Here is an 18,122-nt window from a genome sequence, read left to right as displayed (position 1 = left end):
AGTACCCATGAGAAATTTTGCTTCCATTGCACTTTTTACCATTGCCTTTCTAAGCGCCTGTACAGAGAAAAATTCGGAAACGTCTTCTGAAAACAAAATTCTATCCCTGAATGGGAACTGGCATTTTTTTGCCTCCAGCGATGAGAGTGATCAAGACCTACTAACAGCAGATTATACACAATGGGACACTCTTACCGTTCCTGGTAATTGGGATATTGAAAATGAATATGCCCATTTTAAGGGTAAAGGCTATTACCAAAGAGATTTTACCGTTCCCGAGAACTGGACCGACAAACAAATCCGATTAAAATTCGATGCTGTTTACGAAACATCCAAAGTATGGTTGAACGGCAAATTATTAGGTGAGCACGAAGGAGGCTATACCCCCTTTGAATTTAATATAACAGACCAAGTACGGACAGATAAACCCAACTCTCTTTTGATCATGGCCGACAATACGTTTAAAAGAGGCGCTTGGTGGGCATGGGGCGGTATCAGCAGAGATGTTTCGCTACTCGCAAACAATAATGTACGTTTTGTATGGCAACACATTACCGCTGTGCCCGATTTTACTTCTGACAAAGTTGACTTTGCCATTTCGTATAAAATCGAGAACAATTCCAATGAGGTGCAAAACCTTGAAATAAATACCAAAATCAACAACCCTAATGGGCAGCAGTGGCATAATAAAACACTTAAAATACAGGCGCCTGCAAATAAGACCGTTACAAAGACATTAAAATCCTCAAAAGAGTTGAAAGAGGTTGAACTATGGCATTTTGACCGTCCAAACCTTTATGAACTGAAAAGTAATGTTACAGCAGATAACCAAGAAATTGACAGAGTAAAAGATAAGTTCGGTATTCGCAAAATGGAAGCCATTGGCGAACAACTTTATCTTAACAACGAGCCTGTACGATTAAACGGTTTTAACCGAGTGCATGACCATCGTCTGTACGGGAACACAGAACCCGATGAGTTGATAAAAAACGACATTTTAGATATCAAAAAACTGGGTGGTAACTTTTCAAGAATTATGCATGCACCTTCTGCTGAAAACCTCTTAAAATTCTGTGATAGTATTGGGTACATGCTTATTGAAGAAATTCCGGTTTGGGGTCGTGGTGCTCCAAACGCAATTCCAGATAATCCAAGAACGAAAAAATGGCTAGATGAAATGATTGCTCGCGATTTCAACCACGCAAGTGTTGTGGGTTGGAGTGTGGGCAACGAAATAGGCGACCCTGATGGTGATTGGCAAGATATGACCATGACACAGGGGCAATATGAATATGTAAACGATATGATTGATCATGTGGCCAGTTTAGATTCCACAAGACTAAAAACGGTGGTCAGTTTTACATCGCATTTACCCTTAGCTAAACCAGGGAATGAACCTTACGAAAAACTAGATTTATTATGCATGAACTCCTATGGGGAAACCTATGAAAAAGTGGGTAGAGCTCATGAAAAATTTCCTGGAAAACCTATTTTCATTTCCGAAATAGGCGATAACCAAATCGGACTCACTTCCGATGCTGAATTCACGAACCGACTTATAAGCGAACTGGACAAAATTAGAACATTACCTTACGTGGTGGGTTCGTCTTTATGGACGTATAATGATTATCGCAGCGATTATAAAGCTACTCCTCCTTCTGAAAATAGAGCTTGGGGCGTGGTTAATGTATGGCGAAGTAAAAAGACCGCCTACAAGCAGATTCAAGATATTTATGCTCCGGTCAAAAGTCTAAAAGCCACTATAGACAATAAGAAGCTTGAGATTGTGCTAAGTCCAAGAAACAAACAAGACATTCCCGCTTTTACTTTAGATAGCTACACCTTAAAATATGAGCTTTTTGATGCCAATGGTAAATCCGTAAAAACCGAAGAAATTGACCTTCCTTCTATAAAACCCGGTGATGAAGATTTAAAATTCAGTTTTCAAAATGATGAAAATGCTACCCAAATAGATGTTGGTATTTGGAACCCAATGGAAATAGAAGTAAAAACGGCTTACTCAACAGAAACAAAAAAATCAAAAATTAGGTCTACCGAATCGCCAATCATAGAATATTTAAGAAGAAAAAAAGAAAGCATAAGTGTTGGATACACTGTTTCTGAAAAAGACTCTATTTTCACTTTTAAATATGGAAACAATAAAGAAAATCTCAATAAAGAAAAGACCACAAACCTAAAAGGAGCCGTTAAAATTGAATGGCCACACAACGAACCTTTCTTTGCCAAAATAAAATCCGATGCAACGGATTGGTCTCCCATAAAAGAACTTAAAAAGTAAATATCAATATAGCATCATCTCATATGAAACTGATTAAAATACTACATCTGGCGCTTATACTTCTGCCTTTTACAGCGATATCGCAAAGCGATTCTTCCGAACGCCCCAATATTATTTGGATAATGCTAGAAGACTGGAGTCCTGATTTAAGTTGTTTCGGAACAAAGGGAATAGAAACACCCGTAACCGACAAACTAGCTTCAGAAGGTGTGCGCTATACCAATGCTTTCTGCACTTCTCCCGTTTGTTCAACCTCCCGTTCTGCAATGCTTACGGGGTATCATCAAAATTATATTGGGGCAGAACAACACAGAACGGCAAAAGAAGAAAAGAAACCATTGCCTTTTGACATTAAACCTATGCCTTTGCTTCTCAAAGAAGCGGGTTATTTTACATCTCTTTCAATCTATGATAAGACCGATGCCAATTTTAGCGGCGACTTAGGTTTTATGGGTAAGGATTGGAAGGAGCGTAAAAAAGGGCAACCCTTTTTCGCTCAGATTACCTTGGGAGGAACACATAGAGCTTGGAACCGTGATCCTAAAAACCCCATAGACCCATCAAAAATAGAGCTTCCCCCCTATTATGTTGATACACCTTTTGCTCGACGCGATTGGGCGAATGGCCTTGAACAAATGCAAGTTTGCGACAGAGAAATTGGCGATATACTACACCGACTTGATAAAGAAGGTTTGACGGATAACACTTTGATTTTCTTAATTGGAGACAACGGCAGATGCCATTTTCGTGGCAAGCAATTTTTGTACGACCCAGGTTTACAGGTTCCTCTTATCATAAAATGGCCCGGGCACGTTGCTCCTAACCAAGTGAACAAAGATATGGTTCAAACCATTGATATTACTGCTACCATCTTAGATATAGCCGGCGCAAAACCTGAGCATCCTTTACAAGGAAAGAATCTATTTAAAGAGGAATCCAAAAACAGGAAGTACATTTTCGCGGCACGCGGTCGTATGGGAGGAACCCATGATGCTATGCGGGCTATCCGTTCAAATAAATATAAATTGATTCATAACCTAATGCCTGAGCGAGCCTATTTGCAATACAGTGGTTACAAGGAAGATATGTATCCTATGCTGGCAGAAATGAATGTTATGAATTTGGAAGGAAAACTTAACGAAGATCAGGCCAAATTCTTTGCTCCTACCAAAACAGAGTTTGAGCTTTATGATATTGTAGCTGACCCTTATGAACTGAACAATATTGCTTCCGACCCTGACTATGGAGACCTTAAGGATAAAATGTTGGAAGAACTTTATGTTTGGAGGAGGTCTATTAATGACAAAGGCGTTTCCCAAGAATTTAGAAAAGGTGGACTTTCATCCAAATACCCCACCCGTACTTTGGAGGAATGGAAAGAACGCTACGAAGCATGGAAGCCGTGGGTTTTCAGAAAACCAAAAGAAAAAGTAAAACATCCTTTCGTTAAGAAAAATTATTAAAATATTTTGACCAAATGCAGCTCAAACCTCTCCTAACCAGTATTTTAATTTTAAGTCTCTGGTCCTGTCATGCTCAAAAGTCAGAACATGTTGCCGCTGGAGAAGAAGCCCTTTTATTAAGCGGTGATTGGAAATTCCATACCATTTACGGCGAAGGTTCCAATTACATTACTGTTTCCGAAACTCCCGAAGATATTATAATTGACAATTCCAGTAAAGAACATGTAAAGGTAAAAGGAGATTGGATATTGAAGACAGAAGGCGACCGAGGTTCTACTTTCTATGGCAAAAACTACCTACAGCGTAGTTTTGGAAAAGATGAGTCCGAGAACAATTATGTGAGGTACACTCCAGCTTTACACCAATCTGAGTTTTACGAGGCGTTTGTACGGTTTCCTTTCGCTTCGCATCTTACTGCCCAAGTAAACGTAAATCATGGTGGTGGTCTCACCTCTTCTTATTTTAACCAACGAAACCGATGTGATCAATGGTTAAGTTTAGGTGTATTCACTTTTGATAAAACCGATACTAATTATATTGAAGTGACCGCAATAACACCCAATACCGTAGTTGCAGATGCCGTTATGTTCCGCCCGGTTTCTTCCGAGAAAATGGAAACTTCCAAAGAAGAAAAAGCAACCATATTTAAATCTGATTTTGACGATTCCAATTGGAAAAACCTAAGTGTACCGGGACATTGGGGAATGCTAAACGAATATTCCAATTACACGGGAATAGGTTGGTACCGCAAAACCTTTAACCTCCCTCCAAACTGGAAAAAGAGCTCAGAAGAACGTATTAGGGTCAAGTTTGATGCCGTATATCACCTTGCAAAAATATTCTTGAACGGAGAGTTGATAGGTAGTCATCAAGGCGGCTTTACTCCGTTTGAATTTGACGTGACCGACGAACTCAATTTTAACGGTCCAAACGTAATCGCTGTAGAAGCCGATAATAGTGCACTAGTCGGTGCTACATGGAATTGGGGCGGAATCATTCGTGATGTGCATTTGGTAAAAAACAATAATGTACGCATCAGTTATCAGTACATACATGCCGAACCCGACCTAAAAAAAGGCTCGGCTAATCTAAAGTTAAAAGTTCGGGTCAAAAATTCATCCGCAAAGAAGCGTACGGTTATGCTTGCTTCCCAAATTGACGAAGCACCCCAAACTACTGATTTACAATACACGATTACCATACCGGCAAATAGCACAAAAGAAATTCAATTAGCAAGTACGTTGCCGGCAAGTGCAGTAAAGTTATGGCATTTTGATACACCAAACTTGTATCACTTAACGACAACGGTTACCGAAAACGGCCAAACTTTAGCTATGAAAAAAGACCGTTTTGGTATCAGAAAAGTAGAATTGACCGATTCCCAATTAATTTTAAACGGCGAACCTGTACGCTTAGGAGGTTTTAACCGTGTAAGTGACCATAGATATTGGGGTTCTTCAGAACCGCAATATTTAATCAATAAAGATGTAGACCTAATGAAAAATGCGGGTGCCAATTTTATGCGAATCATGCATGGCACGCAGAATAAAAAGTTGATTGAGCGCTGTGATGAAAAAGGGATTCTACTTTTTGAGGAAGTCAATGTAAGAGAACTTACCAACCCTGAGTTTACGGCTCCAGATTATCCGTTGGCAAAACAATGGCTTAAAGAGATGATTGACCGCGATGTGAACCACCCTAGTATTATTGGCTGGAGTGTTGGCAACGAATTAAAAGATCACTACGATTATGCTAAACTGACCATTGATTACGTCAAGAACGAGCTTGACCCCTACCGTCTGGTAACCTGTGTAAGTAACAGCGGATGGCGTGATACGGCAACTCCCGAGAACGACCCGAATTCGCTGGTAGATATGATTATGCACAACCTGTATCCGTTTCAAGGTAAACCGGAAGAAGTGTTTAAAACCCTACGTTCCAAATGGCCCGATAAACCTATTTTTATTTCTGAATATGGTATAAAACCAATGGCTACCACCTCCTTGGACGGTGATATTCCTGAAATATCAGAATGGAACTCAAGTTTACAAAACAAAAACCCTTTTGTAATTGGAGCTTCGCTGTGGACATTCAATGACTACCGAAGTGGTTACGCAGCAACATCACCCGAGGAAAATCGAGTATGGGGACTTGTAAATGCTTGGCGTCAAAAGCGGAAGTTATACAACAGAATAGAAAATGAGCATAGTCCTGTTGAGCAATTAGAAGTATTGGACTTGGATATTAAAAAAGGCTACGCACAAATTACGATTACGACCAAGAACTCGGAAAATTACCCTAGTTATACCCTAAGAAACCACAGTTTAGTCTGGTCGCTTCACAATACCAAAGGAGACACCTTAGCTAAGAATACCGTAAAACTTCCCACCTTACAACCAGGAGATACTGAAAGTAAAATCAGTATGAATTGGAAACCATATCTCACCGACGTAACAAGTGTACATGTTAGCGTTCTTTCCCCTAACGGTTATACCCGAAAGAAAAAACGTATTGCCCTGTCCGTTCCTGGAAGCCCCTCAATTTCAACAATAGAAAATGGTGATGCTTCCGTTAGAATTCATTTTAATCCTGTTTTTAATGTAGATACCTACCATGTTACCCATCAAAATAATAAAGGGGAAATTGTAAAATCAAAAGAGACGACAACCAATTTCATAGAACTGAACAATTTAGAAAACGGAAAAGAATACTCCTTTAAAGTTATCGCCACGAATGAAAAAGGTGAAAGCAAGCCTTCCGAAATGCGGATAGCCAAACCTAATGGTAAAGTATTACCGCCAGTTATCTGGGATGCATTTGTTGTTGGTGACAAACTTATTGTGGGCTATTCCGGAGCATCTAATGATGTGGAATATACCGTAAAATATGGGTTAAGAGAAACTTATTTTCAGTATAAAAGCACCACTATAACCAGAGGTATGACGGTTATTGCCTATGAAGGGGACGCTCCGCATTTTATCAGCATTATGAAAAAGACAAAAAATGGACAGAGCGATTGGTCTAAACCAACACACGTTTATTCATTGATAAATTTTGACAAATAGAAATATGAAAAAATTAAATGTAATTCTTGCCTTTGCCACAGTTTCATTTCTCTTTTCGTGCAAATCGGAAAAGAAATCAAACTCGGAAGCTGAGAACTTGGCAAACTCAAATATTACTGTGAACGAAGCAGTTCCCGACTACAAAATAGAATTCGGAAAAGTTTCACCAGAGTCCATATTCAGGAATGACAGTCTAAGTATTTGGGGCGGTTCTATGGTAAAAGGCGAAGACGGACTTTACCACATGTTTTACTCCCAATGGCCTAAAAATATTGGTTGGGAATGGGTAAACTATTCCGTAATCGCCCATGCGGTATCAGAATCGCCCTTTGGTCCATTTGAGCATAAAGACTTTGCCTTACCGGACCGTGGTGCAGAATTTTGGGATGGTTCTACGACCCATAACCCAACTGTGCATAAGTTCAACGGAAAATATTATCTGTATTATATGGGTAATACAGGAGATAAGAAAATTGTAAGTGTTCCCGGCAAACCTAAAATTAACTGGGTACACCGTAACAACCAACGTATAGGCGTAGCTGTTGCCGATTCGCCCAACGGACCATGGAAACGTTTTGACAAACCCGTTTTAGATGTTTCCCCTAATGACGATGCTTATGACGCTCTGATGACTTCAAACCCATCCGTTTGTCAAATGCCAGATGGAAAAATATTAATGGTCTATAAGGCTGTTGGTAAAAAGGACCCATTACCAGGCGGTGGTCCTGTAGTACATATGGTAGCTATTGCGGATTCGCCCACAGGTCCCTTCAAAAAATATCCTGACCCTGTCTTTACATTCGAAGGTGAACGTTTCCCTGCGGAAGACCCTTATATCTGGTACCAAGATGGTAAATTCAGAGCCATTGTAAAACGTATAAAACATGAAGGCAAAAAACGTGAATTCTCTTTGGTACATTATGATTCTGAAGATGGTATTCAATGGAATAAAGCCAAAAATTTTGAAATCTCTAAGCGCATTGTAGAATGGAAAAATGGCCGTGAACAACAATTTACACATCTAGAACGGCCACAAGTTTTTAGAGAAAATGGAGAACCGGTTGCACTGCTATGTGCTGCCGATACTCTTGATGCCAATGGGGTTCGCGAATCGTTCAATATTCAGATCCCTTTAAAAATCGAAAAAACAAATAACTAAACACTTACAAACTACAAGCTCATTTCAAACTCTAAACCACATATTATGCAGCTCAAACCTCTGTACAAACACTATTTTTTGAGTTTTTTACTGGCGGGGTCTTTCATTGCCTGTTCAGATTCTAAATCAGAAAAAACTCCTGCCGCTTCCGAAGAAACCGCTTCAACGGAACATCAAGTATTTCCACATAAACTACCTGCGGAAAAACCCGATATGCCACTGAGTGCTTCGGCCGAACGTATGTTTGATTATCCAGCTCCACGAGTACAGGACAACGAACTTTTTTCTCAATTTAAATACACACGTTTAAAAGGTTTTGACTACAATGGTGGTGATGGAACCGTATCGCGTCGTGACCCTTCAAGACCCATTTTGGTAGATGGCAAATACTACATGTACTATACCAAAAGAGACACTAAAGTGCCACCTATTGGTTGGAACCGTGCTAAAGAGGCTACAGATGAAATTCCCTCTACGGATTGGGACCTTTGCGATATTTGGTATGCTACGAGTAAAGACGGAACTACATGGAAAGAAGAAGGTATCGCTATTAAAAGACCTGAAAAACCTAATCCCGGCTGGCGTTCGGTAGCTACTCCCGATATTTTAATTTGGAAAGGAAAATACTATTTATACTATCAAGCTTTTAATGAACCAAGTGGTTTACGAGGAGACTGGTGTCCCGTTTCGGTTTCATATGCAGATTCTCCCGCTGGTCCTTGGACACATGGCAAGGATGCCGTAATTCCTTTTGGTAAAAAAGGAGAGTGGGACCAAGATGCTACGCATGACCCGCAACCTATTGTCTACAAAGGAAAAATTCACTTGTACTATAAAGCGGCTTATAACAAATGGCCAGATATCCGCGATAAATATGCGGTGGGCCATGGTCTTGTAATTGCAGAAGACCCTTTAGGTCCTTTTGAAAAACACCCTTTAAACCCAGTTATGACTTCCGGACACGAGACCACTTATTTCCCGTTTAAGGAAGGTGTAGCCACATTGGCCATAAAAGATGGTAATGAAAGGTACACCATGCAATATGCCAAAGATGGTGTCAATTTTGAAATTGCTTCGGTTGTGTCCCTAGCTCCAACGGCAGCAGCACCTTTTGCCGCTGATGCGTTTACAGATTCCGGTGACGGAAGAGGAGTTACTTGGGGACTTTCTCATTTTACCAATGCTGGAAAAAGTTCTAAAAAAGCATATTCCATCATGGCACGTTTTGATTGCGACCTGAGTCTTGACGTTGATATTCCATCGTATAAAAAAACAGGAGTGTATCATGACCCTGAAGTTTATTTTGCACAAAAACCTAATGAAAATAGAAATCCCGAAGGACGATAATATAGTTTCCCTTTGAAATTATAACAGTCCATGAGTAGGTTGTTAAACAGTGGTAAAAGCTTAATAAATACCTTACATTTAGCAAAGGACTTTTTTGAGGATCAAGGAGCTATCTATCCTCTTGCTCGTTCAAAAAAGTCCTTTTTATAGTTCAATGACAACCAAACCACTGTTTACATGAAATACTCGTCTATTTTACTCGTTTTAATCGCCCTACTCCCTAGCAATCTCTGCTTTGGACAAAATCAAAATAATCGTCCACCTAACGTAGTTCTCGTTTTTATTGATGACGAAGGCTATGGGGATGTTGGTGCGTATGGTGCCACGGGTTTTGAAACCCCAAATATTGACCATCTGTCCGCTAAAGGCACACGATTTACCAATTATTATGCCGCGCAACCCGTTTGCAGTGCATCGCGAGCAGGTCTTTTAACCGGTTGTTACCCCAATAGAATAGGGTTTTCAGGAGCACTTTTTCCAAAACATGACATTGGACTGAACAAAGACGAACTTACCATTGCAGAAATGTTCAAAAAGCAAGACTATAAAACGGCATGTTTTGGCAAATGGCATTTGGGCTGGCAAAAAGAATTCTTACCTCTACAACATGGGTTTGACGAATTTGTTGGCCTGCCCTACTCTAATGACATGTGGCCACAAGATAATGTTACCGGTGAAAATCTTTCCGATAAGATGAACAGAGCTAACTTTCCGGACTTACCTTTAATTGAAGGAAACAAAGCTACATCCTACATCAAGAATTTACAGGATTAAGACCAACTAACTACGATTTACACTGAAAAAGCTGTCGATTTTATAAATCGAAATGCAGACGAGCCCTTTTTTCTATATGTACCGCACACCATGGCCCATATACCGCTGGGCGTTTCAGATAAGTTTAGGGGAAAAAGCGAGCAAGGACTTTACGGCGATGTGATGATGGAAATTGATTGGTCCGTTGGTGAAATCGATAAGGCCCTTAAAACAAACGGAATTGCCGATAATACCATCTTTATTTTTACCACGGATAATGGGCCTTGGCTAAATTTCGGAAATCATGCTGGGTCTTCCGGTGGATTACGCGAGGGGAAAACCACCAGTTGGGAAGGCGGACAACGTGTGCCTTTTATCATTCGGTGGCCAGGCAATACTCCAGAAGGAACGGTTACGCACAAATTGGCCTGTGCCGTAGATTTACTTCCTACGTTCGCGGCCATTACAAACGGAAAATTATCCAACCATAAGATAGATGGCGTAGATATTTCATCTCTCTGGAAAGGAAAATTTTCCGAAACGCCCCGTAACACCATATTATATTATCACGGGAAGAACAACCTAAACGGAGTACGAAAAGGCAATTGGAAACTTGTATTACCCCATACTTACGCCAGCTATAACACAGAACCCGGTAATAACGGTAATGGAGGTAAACGCATTAAAACTGTTGTTGAAGAACCTGAACTTTACGATATGATGCGTGACCCAGGCGAAAGGTTCAACGTAATTGCTTATTACCCAGAAAAAGTAAAAGAACTGATGCTTGAGGTCAATAAAGCTAGAAAAGAACTAGGCGACCTTAACGTTGGTATCGAAAAAGGTACTGAGAACCGAGAAATCGGGAAACTATAACAAATCACTTAAACTCAAAACAACTCCATATGAAACTCAACAAATTCTTCTTTTTAGTGGCTTCACTGCTTCCACTACTCTCAATCGCACAAGAAAAGAAACCTAATATTGTTTGGATTTTTTCCGATGACCATTCCTATCAAACCATTGGTGCGTATGGCGGTAGACTTCAAACTTTAAACCCTACCCCAAACATTGATAAATTGGCTGCCCAAGGAATGCGATTTGATAAAGCTTATGTTGAAAATTCTATATGTGCCCCTAGTAGAGCTACTTTATTGACCGGAAAAATGAGCCATCTCCATAAAAAGTTGGACAATACCAAGAAAACCATTTTTGACCATGACCAACAGCAGTTTCAAAAAATACTCCGTCAGAACGGATATCAAACCGCTATGATCGGAAAAATTCATTTGCCCGGAAAAATGCAAGGTTTTGATTATTGGGAAGTTTTACCGGGACAAGGAAAATACTACAATCCAGACTTCATCACCGAAGAAGGCGACACCAATTACAAAGGTGAATATGTAACCGATGTTATTACGGACCGAGCCCTGAATTGGCTAGAAAACGAACGCGATCAAGATAAGCCTTTTATGATGATGGTTCACCACAAAGCGCCGCACCGTAATTGGGATCCTGCGGAGCGTTATATGAACAAATACGAAGATGTAGAGATTCCCGAACCGGACAATTTCTTTGATGATTACAGCACACGTACTACAGCTGCACACAAACAAGAAATGGATATTGCCACTAGTATGAAAATTGATTCAGATTTAAAGGCAGAAGGTGAGCGCTATGCCAACGACCCACGGTATAAAGAACGTTTTGCCAAGTTTAAAGCCGATAATCTTGAAGGCAAAGACCTTGTAAAATGGAAATACCAAACTTACATGAAAGACTATCTACGTTGCATTTGGTCCGTTGATGAAAGCGTTGGTGAAATAATGGCTTCACTTAAAGAACAAGGGCTTGATGAAAACACCATCGTAATCTATTCTTCTGATCAGGGTTTTTATATGGGTGAACACGGCTGGTTCGATAAGCGTTTTATGTATGAAGAATCTTTCCGTACACCGCTTATCGTAAAATGGCCCGGGAACATTAAACCGGGAAGCGTTAATACCGATTTGGTTCAGAATATAGATTTTGCAGAAACCTTTCTTGACCTTGCCGATGCTCCTATACCTGACGATATGCAAGGTAAAAGTGTTGTGCCACTACTAAAAGGAAAAGCGCCAGAAGATTGGCGAAAATCTATGTATTACCACTATTATGAATACCCTGGCGCACACGCGGTACGTCGTCACGAAGGGGTTGCAAATAAACGCTACAAACTCATTCGGTTTTATGGCGAGGATGTTCCCAACGGGGAAGAGTGGGAGTTTTATGACTTAAAAAACGACCCTTCGGAAATGAACAATATTTATGGTACTTCGGCCACCGAAAAAAAGATTTCTGAAATGAAAAAAGAACTTAGCGAGCTGCGTACTCAGTATGCGGTCACCCAGTAAAATAACTCCGTTATACAAACTGAAGATAGAATGAAAAAAATAGTATTAGCAGCCTTAATATTGGCTTCTATGTTTTGCAATGCCCAGGAAACAAATGAAACCAGAAAGTTTGAACCCTATGTCAATCAATTAGGCTATAACCTAAACGAATCCAAACGCTTTGTTTGCTATGGGGCCGAAGATGGTACTTCTTTTAAAATTACAAACACCGCCACTTCAAAAATTGTTTTTGAAGGAGAAATTCTGAACAACGAAGGTTGGTTTTCAGATTTTAATCCGGACGGAATTGCCGATGAATTTATAATTACAGCGGATGGACACGGAAGCTCCGTTCCTTTTCTAATAGCCGATCATCTTCTAGAAACAACATCCTCAAAATTAGCCTATGACTTTTTTGTAGATGCCAGAGGATTTTCAGATTTAAGCACCTATGATATGGCTGCGGTCTACGGTGGAGGGCCTACGCGGGATGGTGGTGCCTACGGATTAGAGACTATTTTTGAAATTCTACAATATGCCAGTAACCCAGCGCTTTTTGACAACTGGAAATCTGAATTGGGCGATAAAAAAGTAGCCGACCTCATTGAACTGATTCTTTGGCATGCCGAATTTGCGTACAAGTATGTAGATTATAACGGTCCCGTAAAAAAACGCCATGGTACTTTAGGCTACCAAGGACAACCCAGAATGACCTATGATTATTGGAATACTTTAGATCAACTGGCAGCAGTTTGCGCTGCGTACCATTCTTTTCTAAAACCGTATCTAGACGAAGAAACCTATCAGAAATACCGAAAAGCCTGCTTGGACAATTGGGAAGCCTATGACCGGCATAAGGTGGTCCGGTTTTGGACGTATAGTACTAAATGGGTAGACCAAGGTTTTCAGGAATTCAATGAAATGGGCAATGCCTACGGGCAATCGGTTTTTCGTAATCTTTTAATGTATGAATGTGAAAGACATGAAAAAGACGGTTCACCGGAAAAATTTCTAAAATGGGCACAAGCCGGTGCTTCGGATATAATAAAGAATTGGGATTTTGAAAATCCCAGACATATGTGGTGGATTAGAAATGCGGAACATATTACCCCACAAGCATTATCTTTCTTTTTATTATTGGCTCCTGAAAAAGCACCAAAAGAGACCAAAGAAAAACTAGAAGCCTGGGCGCTTCACATGAAACAAAAAACCAACAATTTCTGGAAATACCGTACGCATAGCGAATCCGAATGGGCGCACCCAAAAACCAAGGAATTGGGTGGGGCTCCTGCTCTTGGTGGTTCTATGTTTGCCGTTGCACATCTATTAAATGACCCGGAACTTAGAGCGCTAGGCTGGGCACAAACCGACTTTGTTTTTGGTGTAAACCCTGTGGGTACGCATCTCAGCAATAAAAGTGATGATCGAGTAAAAATTGGTGGTTATTGGCCAGGCGTTGAAAAAGGGTGGCCACAATCACATCCGAATGGGTTTGGGGAATTGGGCAAAGTAAGAGGAACTTTAGATGGTTCTCCATTGGATAGTCAATTTCCTATAGCCGAAACCGTAGAAACGATTGAAGGTAAAAATGAAGGTCGGGTTTTTGGTAAAAATGCCTACGCAACAGAAGGTTGGGGAATCTCCAACCGTGGATGGCAAGCTACGCTAACCTTTTCTACTTTGGGCAGTCATAGTCTAAAAGTTCTTGATTCTGAAAGTACAACAGAAATTAGCGAGGTAAAACCCGGTCAGACGGTGAATATCCTGTTGAAAGCAGCTCTTAATGTGGATAGAAACACTAAAGATAAAGGCTGGGTTCTATTAAAAACAGGGGAACAAACTGAAAATATAGCGCTTACCGAAACAGGTATAAACACTGGAATTTTTACTGCCAAGTTTAAAATTCCCAAAAATACAGATGTAAATATTTTAGAACTATCTTACGGGTTCTTAGGATTTGAACAATCTTTGACCCTGAACGTTCAGCACTAATTTAACGTCATTTTTAACATGAAACATTTCTCAAATTATCTAGTATTTTTTATTCTCGTAACAACGTTACTTTCATGTAAAAACGAGCCTAAAAAAACGGTTATGGACAATGCTGAACAAGAGATTGAAAATACAAGTTTAAAACTACTCGTCGGGACGCATGCAAGCGGTGACGAGCAAGGTATCTATCAATTAGATTTTAATCCTAAGACCGGAGAATTATCAAGTTCAGAACATTTGGTAAAAGAAGACAATTCTGGGTATTTGTACCTCTCCAAAGATGGCAAGCGTGTTTATTCTTCCAACGGAACAAAACCGGGAAGTGTATCGGCATTTGAGTGGAACGAAGACGGAACCCAATTAATCAAAACCTCAAATTTTTCCAGTGAAGGCGATGGTGCTTGCTACATTGAGTTAAGTCCTAAGGAAGACCTTCTTGCCGCTGCCAATTATGGTTCCGGAGGTATTGTTATGTACCCTGTGGATGAAAAAGGAAATATTATAGATCAACCGGAAGCCAAACAACATGTGGGAACAGGACCTCATAAAAATCAAAAATCGGCCCATGCGCACTGTGTAAAATTCAGTAAAGCAGGTGATTTTTTATATGCGGTAGATTTAGGAATCGATAAAATACTCGCCTACCCTATTGATAGTGATGGTAAGCTAGGAAAGGAGCGTATAGCCTTACAATTGGATCCTGGGGACGGCCCTCGTCATCTTATTTTTCATCTAACAAAAAACAGGGTGTATATTATAAATGAATTAGGAAGTTCCGTAGTTTCTGCCGATGTGGATACCGAAACGGGAACTTTTACCAGAATTGATAAGAAAAGTACTTTACCGGAAGATTACGATGGTAATAACGCCTGTGCCGATATTCACTTGAGCAATGATGGTAAATTTCTGTACGCGAGTAATAGAGGGCACAATAGTATTGCAACCTTTTCCGTCTCGGATGAAGGCAAATTGAATTTGTTGGGTACCGAGTCCGTTCAGGGTGATTGGCCTAGAAACTTCTCACTATCACCGGATAATAATTTTCTGCTCGTAGCGAACAGAAAAACGGGAAATATAACTGTATTTAAAAGGGATGCGACCTCTGGACTTTTGTCCTTTACGGGTCATGAAGCAAAATTGCCTCAGCCTGTGTGTTTAAAATTTAGATAGCTTGCTCCCCTATTGGACTTCAAAAGTGTAAAAAAATTGCCATGAATTTACAGTGCCAATAAGAGAGCTCTAATTTGCTATCTTAAATAATTAGATACTATCTATATCTATATACTTATGTTCTTGTTCTACAAGTTCTATGCGCAGACGTTGCTCACCGGCAGGAAAATCCCAAATTAAAGTATCTCCTTGCGCATAACCAATCACCGCTGCTCCCATTGGGGTTAAGATGGATATTTTACTGCTGTTTACATCACTCTCTGTGGGAAGTACCAGTTTAAACTTCTTTGTCCACCCATTCTCAGAAGTAATGTTAATAGTAGTATTAAACCGGATTACATCTTCGGGCATATCTGCCTCATCATATATTTGAGCCGATTCTAATTCACCCACCAACTTCTCTACTGATTTACGCAAAGTTTTATCCTTATAATAGCCCGAAATGTTCATAAACCTCTTCAACAAAACATATTCTTTCTTTTCTATAACCAAGCCACCGTATTTCATTTTACTTGTATTTATGGGAAAATTCCCCTTTGTACATACGTTTCTTCTAGTCTCTGAATTGCAATGATAAAAGCAGCCGTTCTCATATCAATCTCTCTATTAATTGAAGTCTCCATTACCTTTGTAAAGGATTCCTTAAGCTTTTTCTCCAGCTTTTCCAGAACCTCCTCTAACTGCCAAATTTCTCCGTTACGATTCTGAAGCCATTCAAAATAACTTCCTATTACCCCTCCGGAATTACATAGAATATCCGGCAAAATAGTAACTCCTCTTTTCAGTAAAACTTCTTCTGCCTCAACGTCTGTAGGTCCATTTGCACCTTCCGCAATTAAATAAGCCTTTACTTTAGAAGCATTTGCTGCGGTAATCACGTTACCCAAAGCTGCTGGAATGCATATATCGCAATCCAAACCAAAGAAATCAGAACTATTTAAAGTCTCCGCTCCAGAAAAGCCCGTAATACTGCCTTTATTCGCTCTGGTATACGCCAATAAATCATCTACTGAGATACCGTCTTCATTTATAATACTACCATAAGCATCTTGAACTGCAACCATTGAAGCCCCTTCTTTCTCAAGGAAATGAGCCGCCCAATACCCCACATTTCCAAAACCTTGGACAATGAAACGCTTATCTTTTAAATTTATGGTCTTACTTTCTGCCCAAAACTTTATGTTTAGAAAAACACCATAGCCGGTTGCCCTGTCCCGACCTTGCGAACCTCCAGCGCCAATAGGCTTACCGGTTACCACATGTAAATTGGTAGACCTCTCTGCAGGAGATTTGGTAGACATATAAGTATCTAAAATCCAGGCCATGGTCTGCGGATTGGTGTTAACATCCGGAGCGGGAATATCCAATTCAGGTCCAATATTATCACCTAAAGCGTACGTAAACCTTCTGGTAATACGTTGCAGTTCCTCATCTGAATACTTGGTTGTATCTAACTGTATTCCGCCTTTAGCACCCCCATAAGGCAAACCTGCCAATGAAGTTTTCCAGGTCATCCACATGGCCAAAGCCCTTGCAGCATCTATATCTACTGTTGGGTGATAGCGCAAACCGCCTTTGTATGGCCCAAGAGAATTATTATGCTGTACTCTATAGCCCGTAAATATTTCAACCTTACCATCATCCATTCTCACAGGAAAATGAACGACCAATTCATTATTGGTGACTTCTAATATCTTTCTGATATTAGAGTTTAAACCAATGATGTCCGCGGCATTATCAAATTGTCGCATGACGTTTGAGAGCATACCTTGCTTTAAAGCCTTTTTATGCTCAGGAGTTTTTACAATCATAGAATTATACTTAAAATAGAGCCTTTGCGGCCTTGCGTTTTTTTGTTAGGCGCTTTGGTAACTTTTTAACTTTTACCGAATACGCGTTGGCTATTGGTCCTTCATCAAACAGATGTATATATTCACTACAGGAACTAATAGCATATTTATTTGTAGAAATCACACAATGCGCAACGTATCTACATGTACTGCAAATACTTCTGTTATACCCATTCATTTTATGATTCGTTAGAAATTTCAAGTATGAAATCTACCCGATATTCCTGAGAATTCAACAAAACTCAGGTGCGGACAATCGGGTAGATCTAATAACCACTATCAAACTAATTCATTAGCAATTCACCAGATGCCAGTGCATTGCTTACATCCGCAGAAACGATGGCGTGACTTCCAAAAAAGCGACCTCCGTTCTTTGGTTTTATGTTTATTTCTGTTGAACCGTCTTTTTTACTCTCTATGGAGGTTACAACTACTCTATTTCCTTTTAGCGCTTTATAATTTGCCAAGCCACCTCTTTTTATAATGAAATTGGCTCTTGGAAAATTTATATGTTTGTAATTGACACTTTTTGGTGCTCCTATTTCAAGTACATCACCAATTTGAACATTGGAAACACTAGTCTTTACTCCATCCTGTGCGTGTAATAAGCTTGCCGAAAACAATAAGGCGAATGCAAATTTCTTTATCATCT

General features: G+C 40.0%; 12 protein-coding genes and 1 pseudogene. 10 read left to right on the top strand and 3 right to left on the bottom strand.

Annotated features, from left to right (window positions below; all coding sequences use genetic code 11):
* The first annotated feature begins 7 nt into the window (after positions 1 to 7).
* From KO521_RS02110 to KO521_RS02065, 10 genes and pseudogenes are all read left to right on the top strand, one after another.
* Positions 8 to 2,299: a glycoside hydrolase family 2 protein gene (locus KO521_RS02110; protein ID WP_215938253.1), complete on the top strand. Its 2,292-nt coding sequence runs from the start codon at positions 8 to 10 to the stop codon at positions 2,297 to 2,299.
* Between the two features lie 23 nt (positions 2,300 to 2,322).
* Positions 2,323 to 3,762, top strand: coding sequence for a sulfatase family protein (locus KO521_RS02105; RefSeq protein ID WP_215938252.1), 1,440 nt, complete (start codon positions 2,323 to 2,325; stop codon positions 3,760 to 3,762).
* A 14-nt stretch (positions 3,763 to 3,776) separates the two neighbouring features.
* A complete protein-coding gene (locus KO521_RS02100) occupies positions 3,777 to 6,827 on the top strand; it encodes a glycoside hydrolase family 2 TIM barrel-domain containing protein (protein ID WP_215938251.1) in 3,051 nt (1,016 codons plus the stop codon).
* Positions 6,828 to 6,831: 4 nt separating this feature from the next.
* Positions 6,832 to 7,986 carry a glycoside hydrolase family protein gene (locus KO521_RS02095; RefSeq protein ID WP_252729816.1) on the top strand — a complete coding sequence of 385 codons (1,155 nt, stop codon included), beginning with the start codon at positions 6,832 to 6,834 and terminating at the stop codon, positions 7,984 to 7,986.
* Between the two features lie 45 nt (positions 7,987 to 8,031).
* Positions 8,032 to 9,333, top strand: a complete 1,302-nt coding sequence (locus KO521_RS02090; protein WP_215938250.1) for a glycoside hydrolase family 117 protein — start codon at positions 8,032 to 8,034, stop codon at positions 9,331 to 9,333.
* A gap of 177 nt (positions 9,334 to 9,510) precedes the next feature.
* Positions 9,511 to 10,542, top strand: a pseudogene (locus KO521_RS20390) (sulfatase family protein); the annotation flags it as partial.
* 6 nt (positions 10,543 to 10,548) lie between these two features.
* Positions 10,549 to 10,962: a hypothetical protein gene (locus KO521_RS20595; protein WP_354668190.1), complete on the top strand. Its 414-nt coding sequence runs from the start codon at positions 10,549 to 10,551 to the stop codon at positions 10,960 to 10,962.
* 29 nt (positions 10,963 to 10,991) lie between these two features.
* Positions 10,992 to 12,479 (top strand): sulfatase family protein, encoded by a 1,488-nt coding sequence (locus KO521_RS02075; RefSeq protein ID WP_215938247.1) that lies wholly within the window; start codon positions 10,992 to 10,994, stop codon positions 12,477 to 12,479.
* Positions 12,480 to 12,509: 30 nt separating this feature from the next.
* The gene (locus tag KO521_RS20660) at positions 12,510 to 14,450 is read left to right on the top strand and encodes a cellulase N-terminal Ig-like domain-containing protein (RefSeq protein ID WP_215938246.1); all 1,941 of its coding nucleotides are present in this window, start codon (positions 12,510 to 12,512) and stop codon (positions 14,448 to 14,450) included.
* 102 nt (positions 14,451 to 14,552) lie between these two features.
* Positions 14,553 to 15,620: a lactonase family protein gene (locus KO521_RS02065; RefSeq protein ID WP_215938245.1), complete on the top strand. Its 1,068-nt coding sequence runs from the start codon at positions 14,553 to 14,555 to the stop codon at positions 15,618 to 15,620.
* A gap of 90 nt (positions 15,621 to 15,710) precedes the next feature.
* Here the strand turns inward: KO521_RS02065 and KO521_RS02060 are convergent, their stop codons facing one another.
* The 3 genes from KO521_RS02060 to KO521_RS02050 form a co-directional block, all read right to left on the bottom strand.
* Entirely contained in the window at positions 15,711 to 16,127 is a 417-nt protein-coding gene (locus tag KO521_RS02060; protein WP_215938244.1) for a GreA/GreB family elongation factor, read from the bottom strand.
* Positions 16,128 to 16,138: 11 nt separating this feature from the next.
* On the bottom strand, positions 16,139 to 17,431 hold the full coding sequence (locus tag KO521_RS02055; protein WP_215938243.1) for a Glu/Leu/Phe/Val family dehydrogenase: 1,293 nt from the start codon (positions 17,429 to 17,431) through the stop codon (positions 16,139 to 16,141).
* A 323-nt stretch (positions 17,432 to 17,754) separates the two neighbouring features.
* A complete protein-coding gene (locus tag KO521_RS02050; RefSeq protein ID WP_215938242.1) occupies positions 17,755 to 18,120 on the bottom strand; it encodes a hypothetical protein in 366 nt (121 codons plus the stop codon).
* Positions 18,121 to 18,122: the final 2 nt, after the last annotated feature.

Origin of the sequence: Zobellia uliginosa (assembly GCF_018860745.1) — a bacterium.
GTDB classification, from domain to species: Bacteria; Bacteroidota; Bacteroidia; order Flavobacteriales; family Flavobacteriaceae; genus Zobellia; species Zobellia uliginosa_B.
This window is presented reverse-complemented; position numbering and strand designations above follow the sequence as displayed.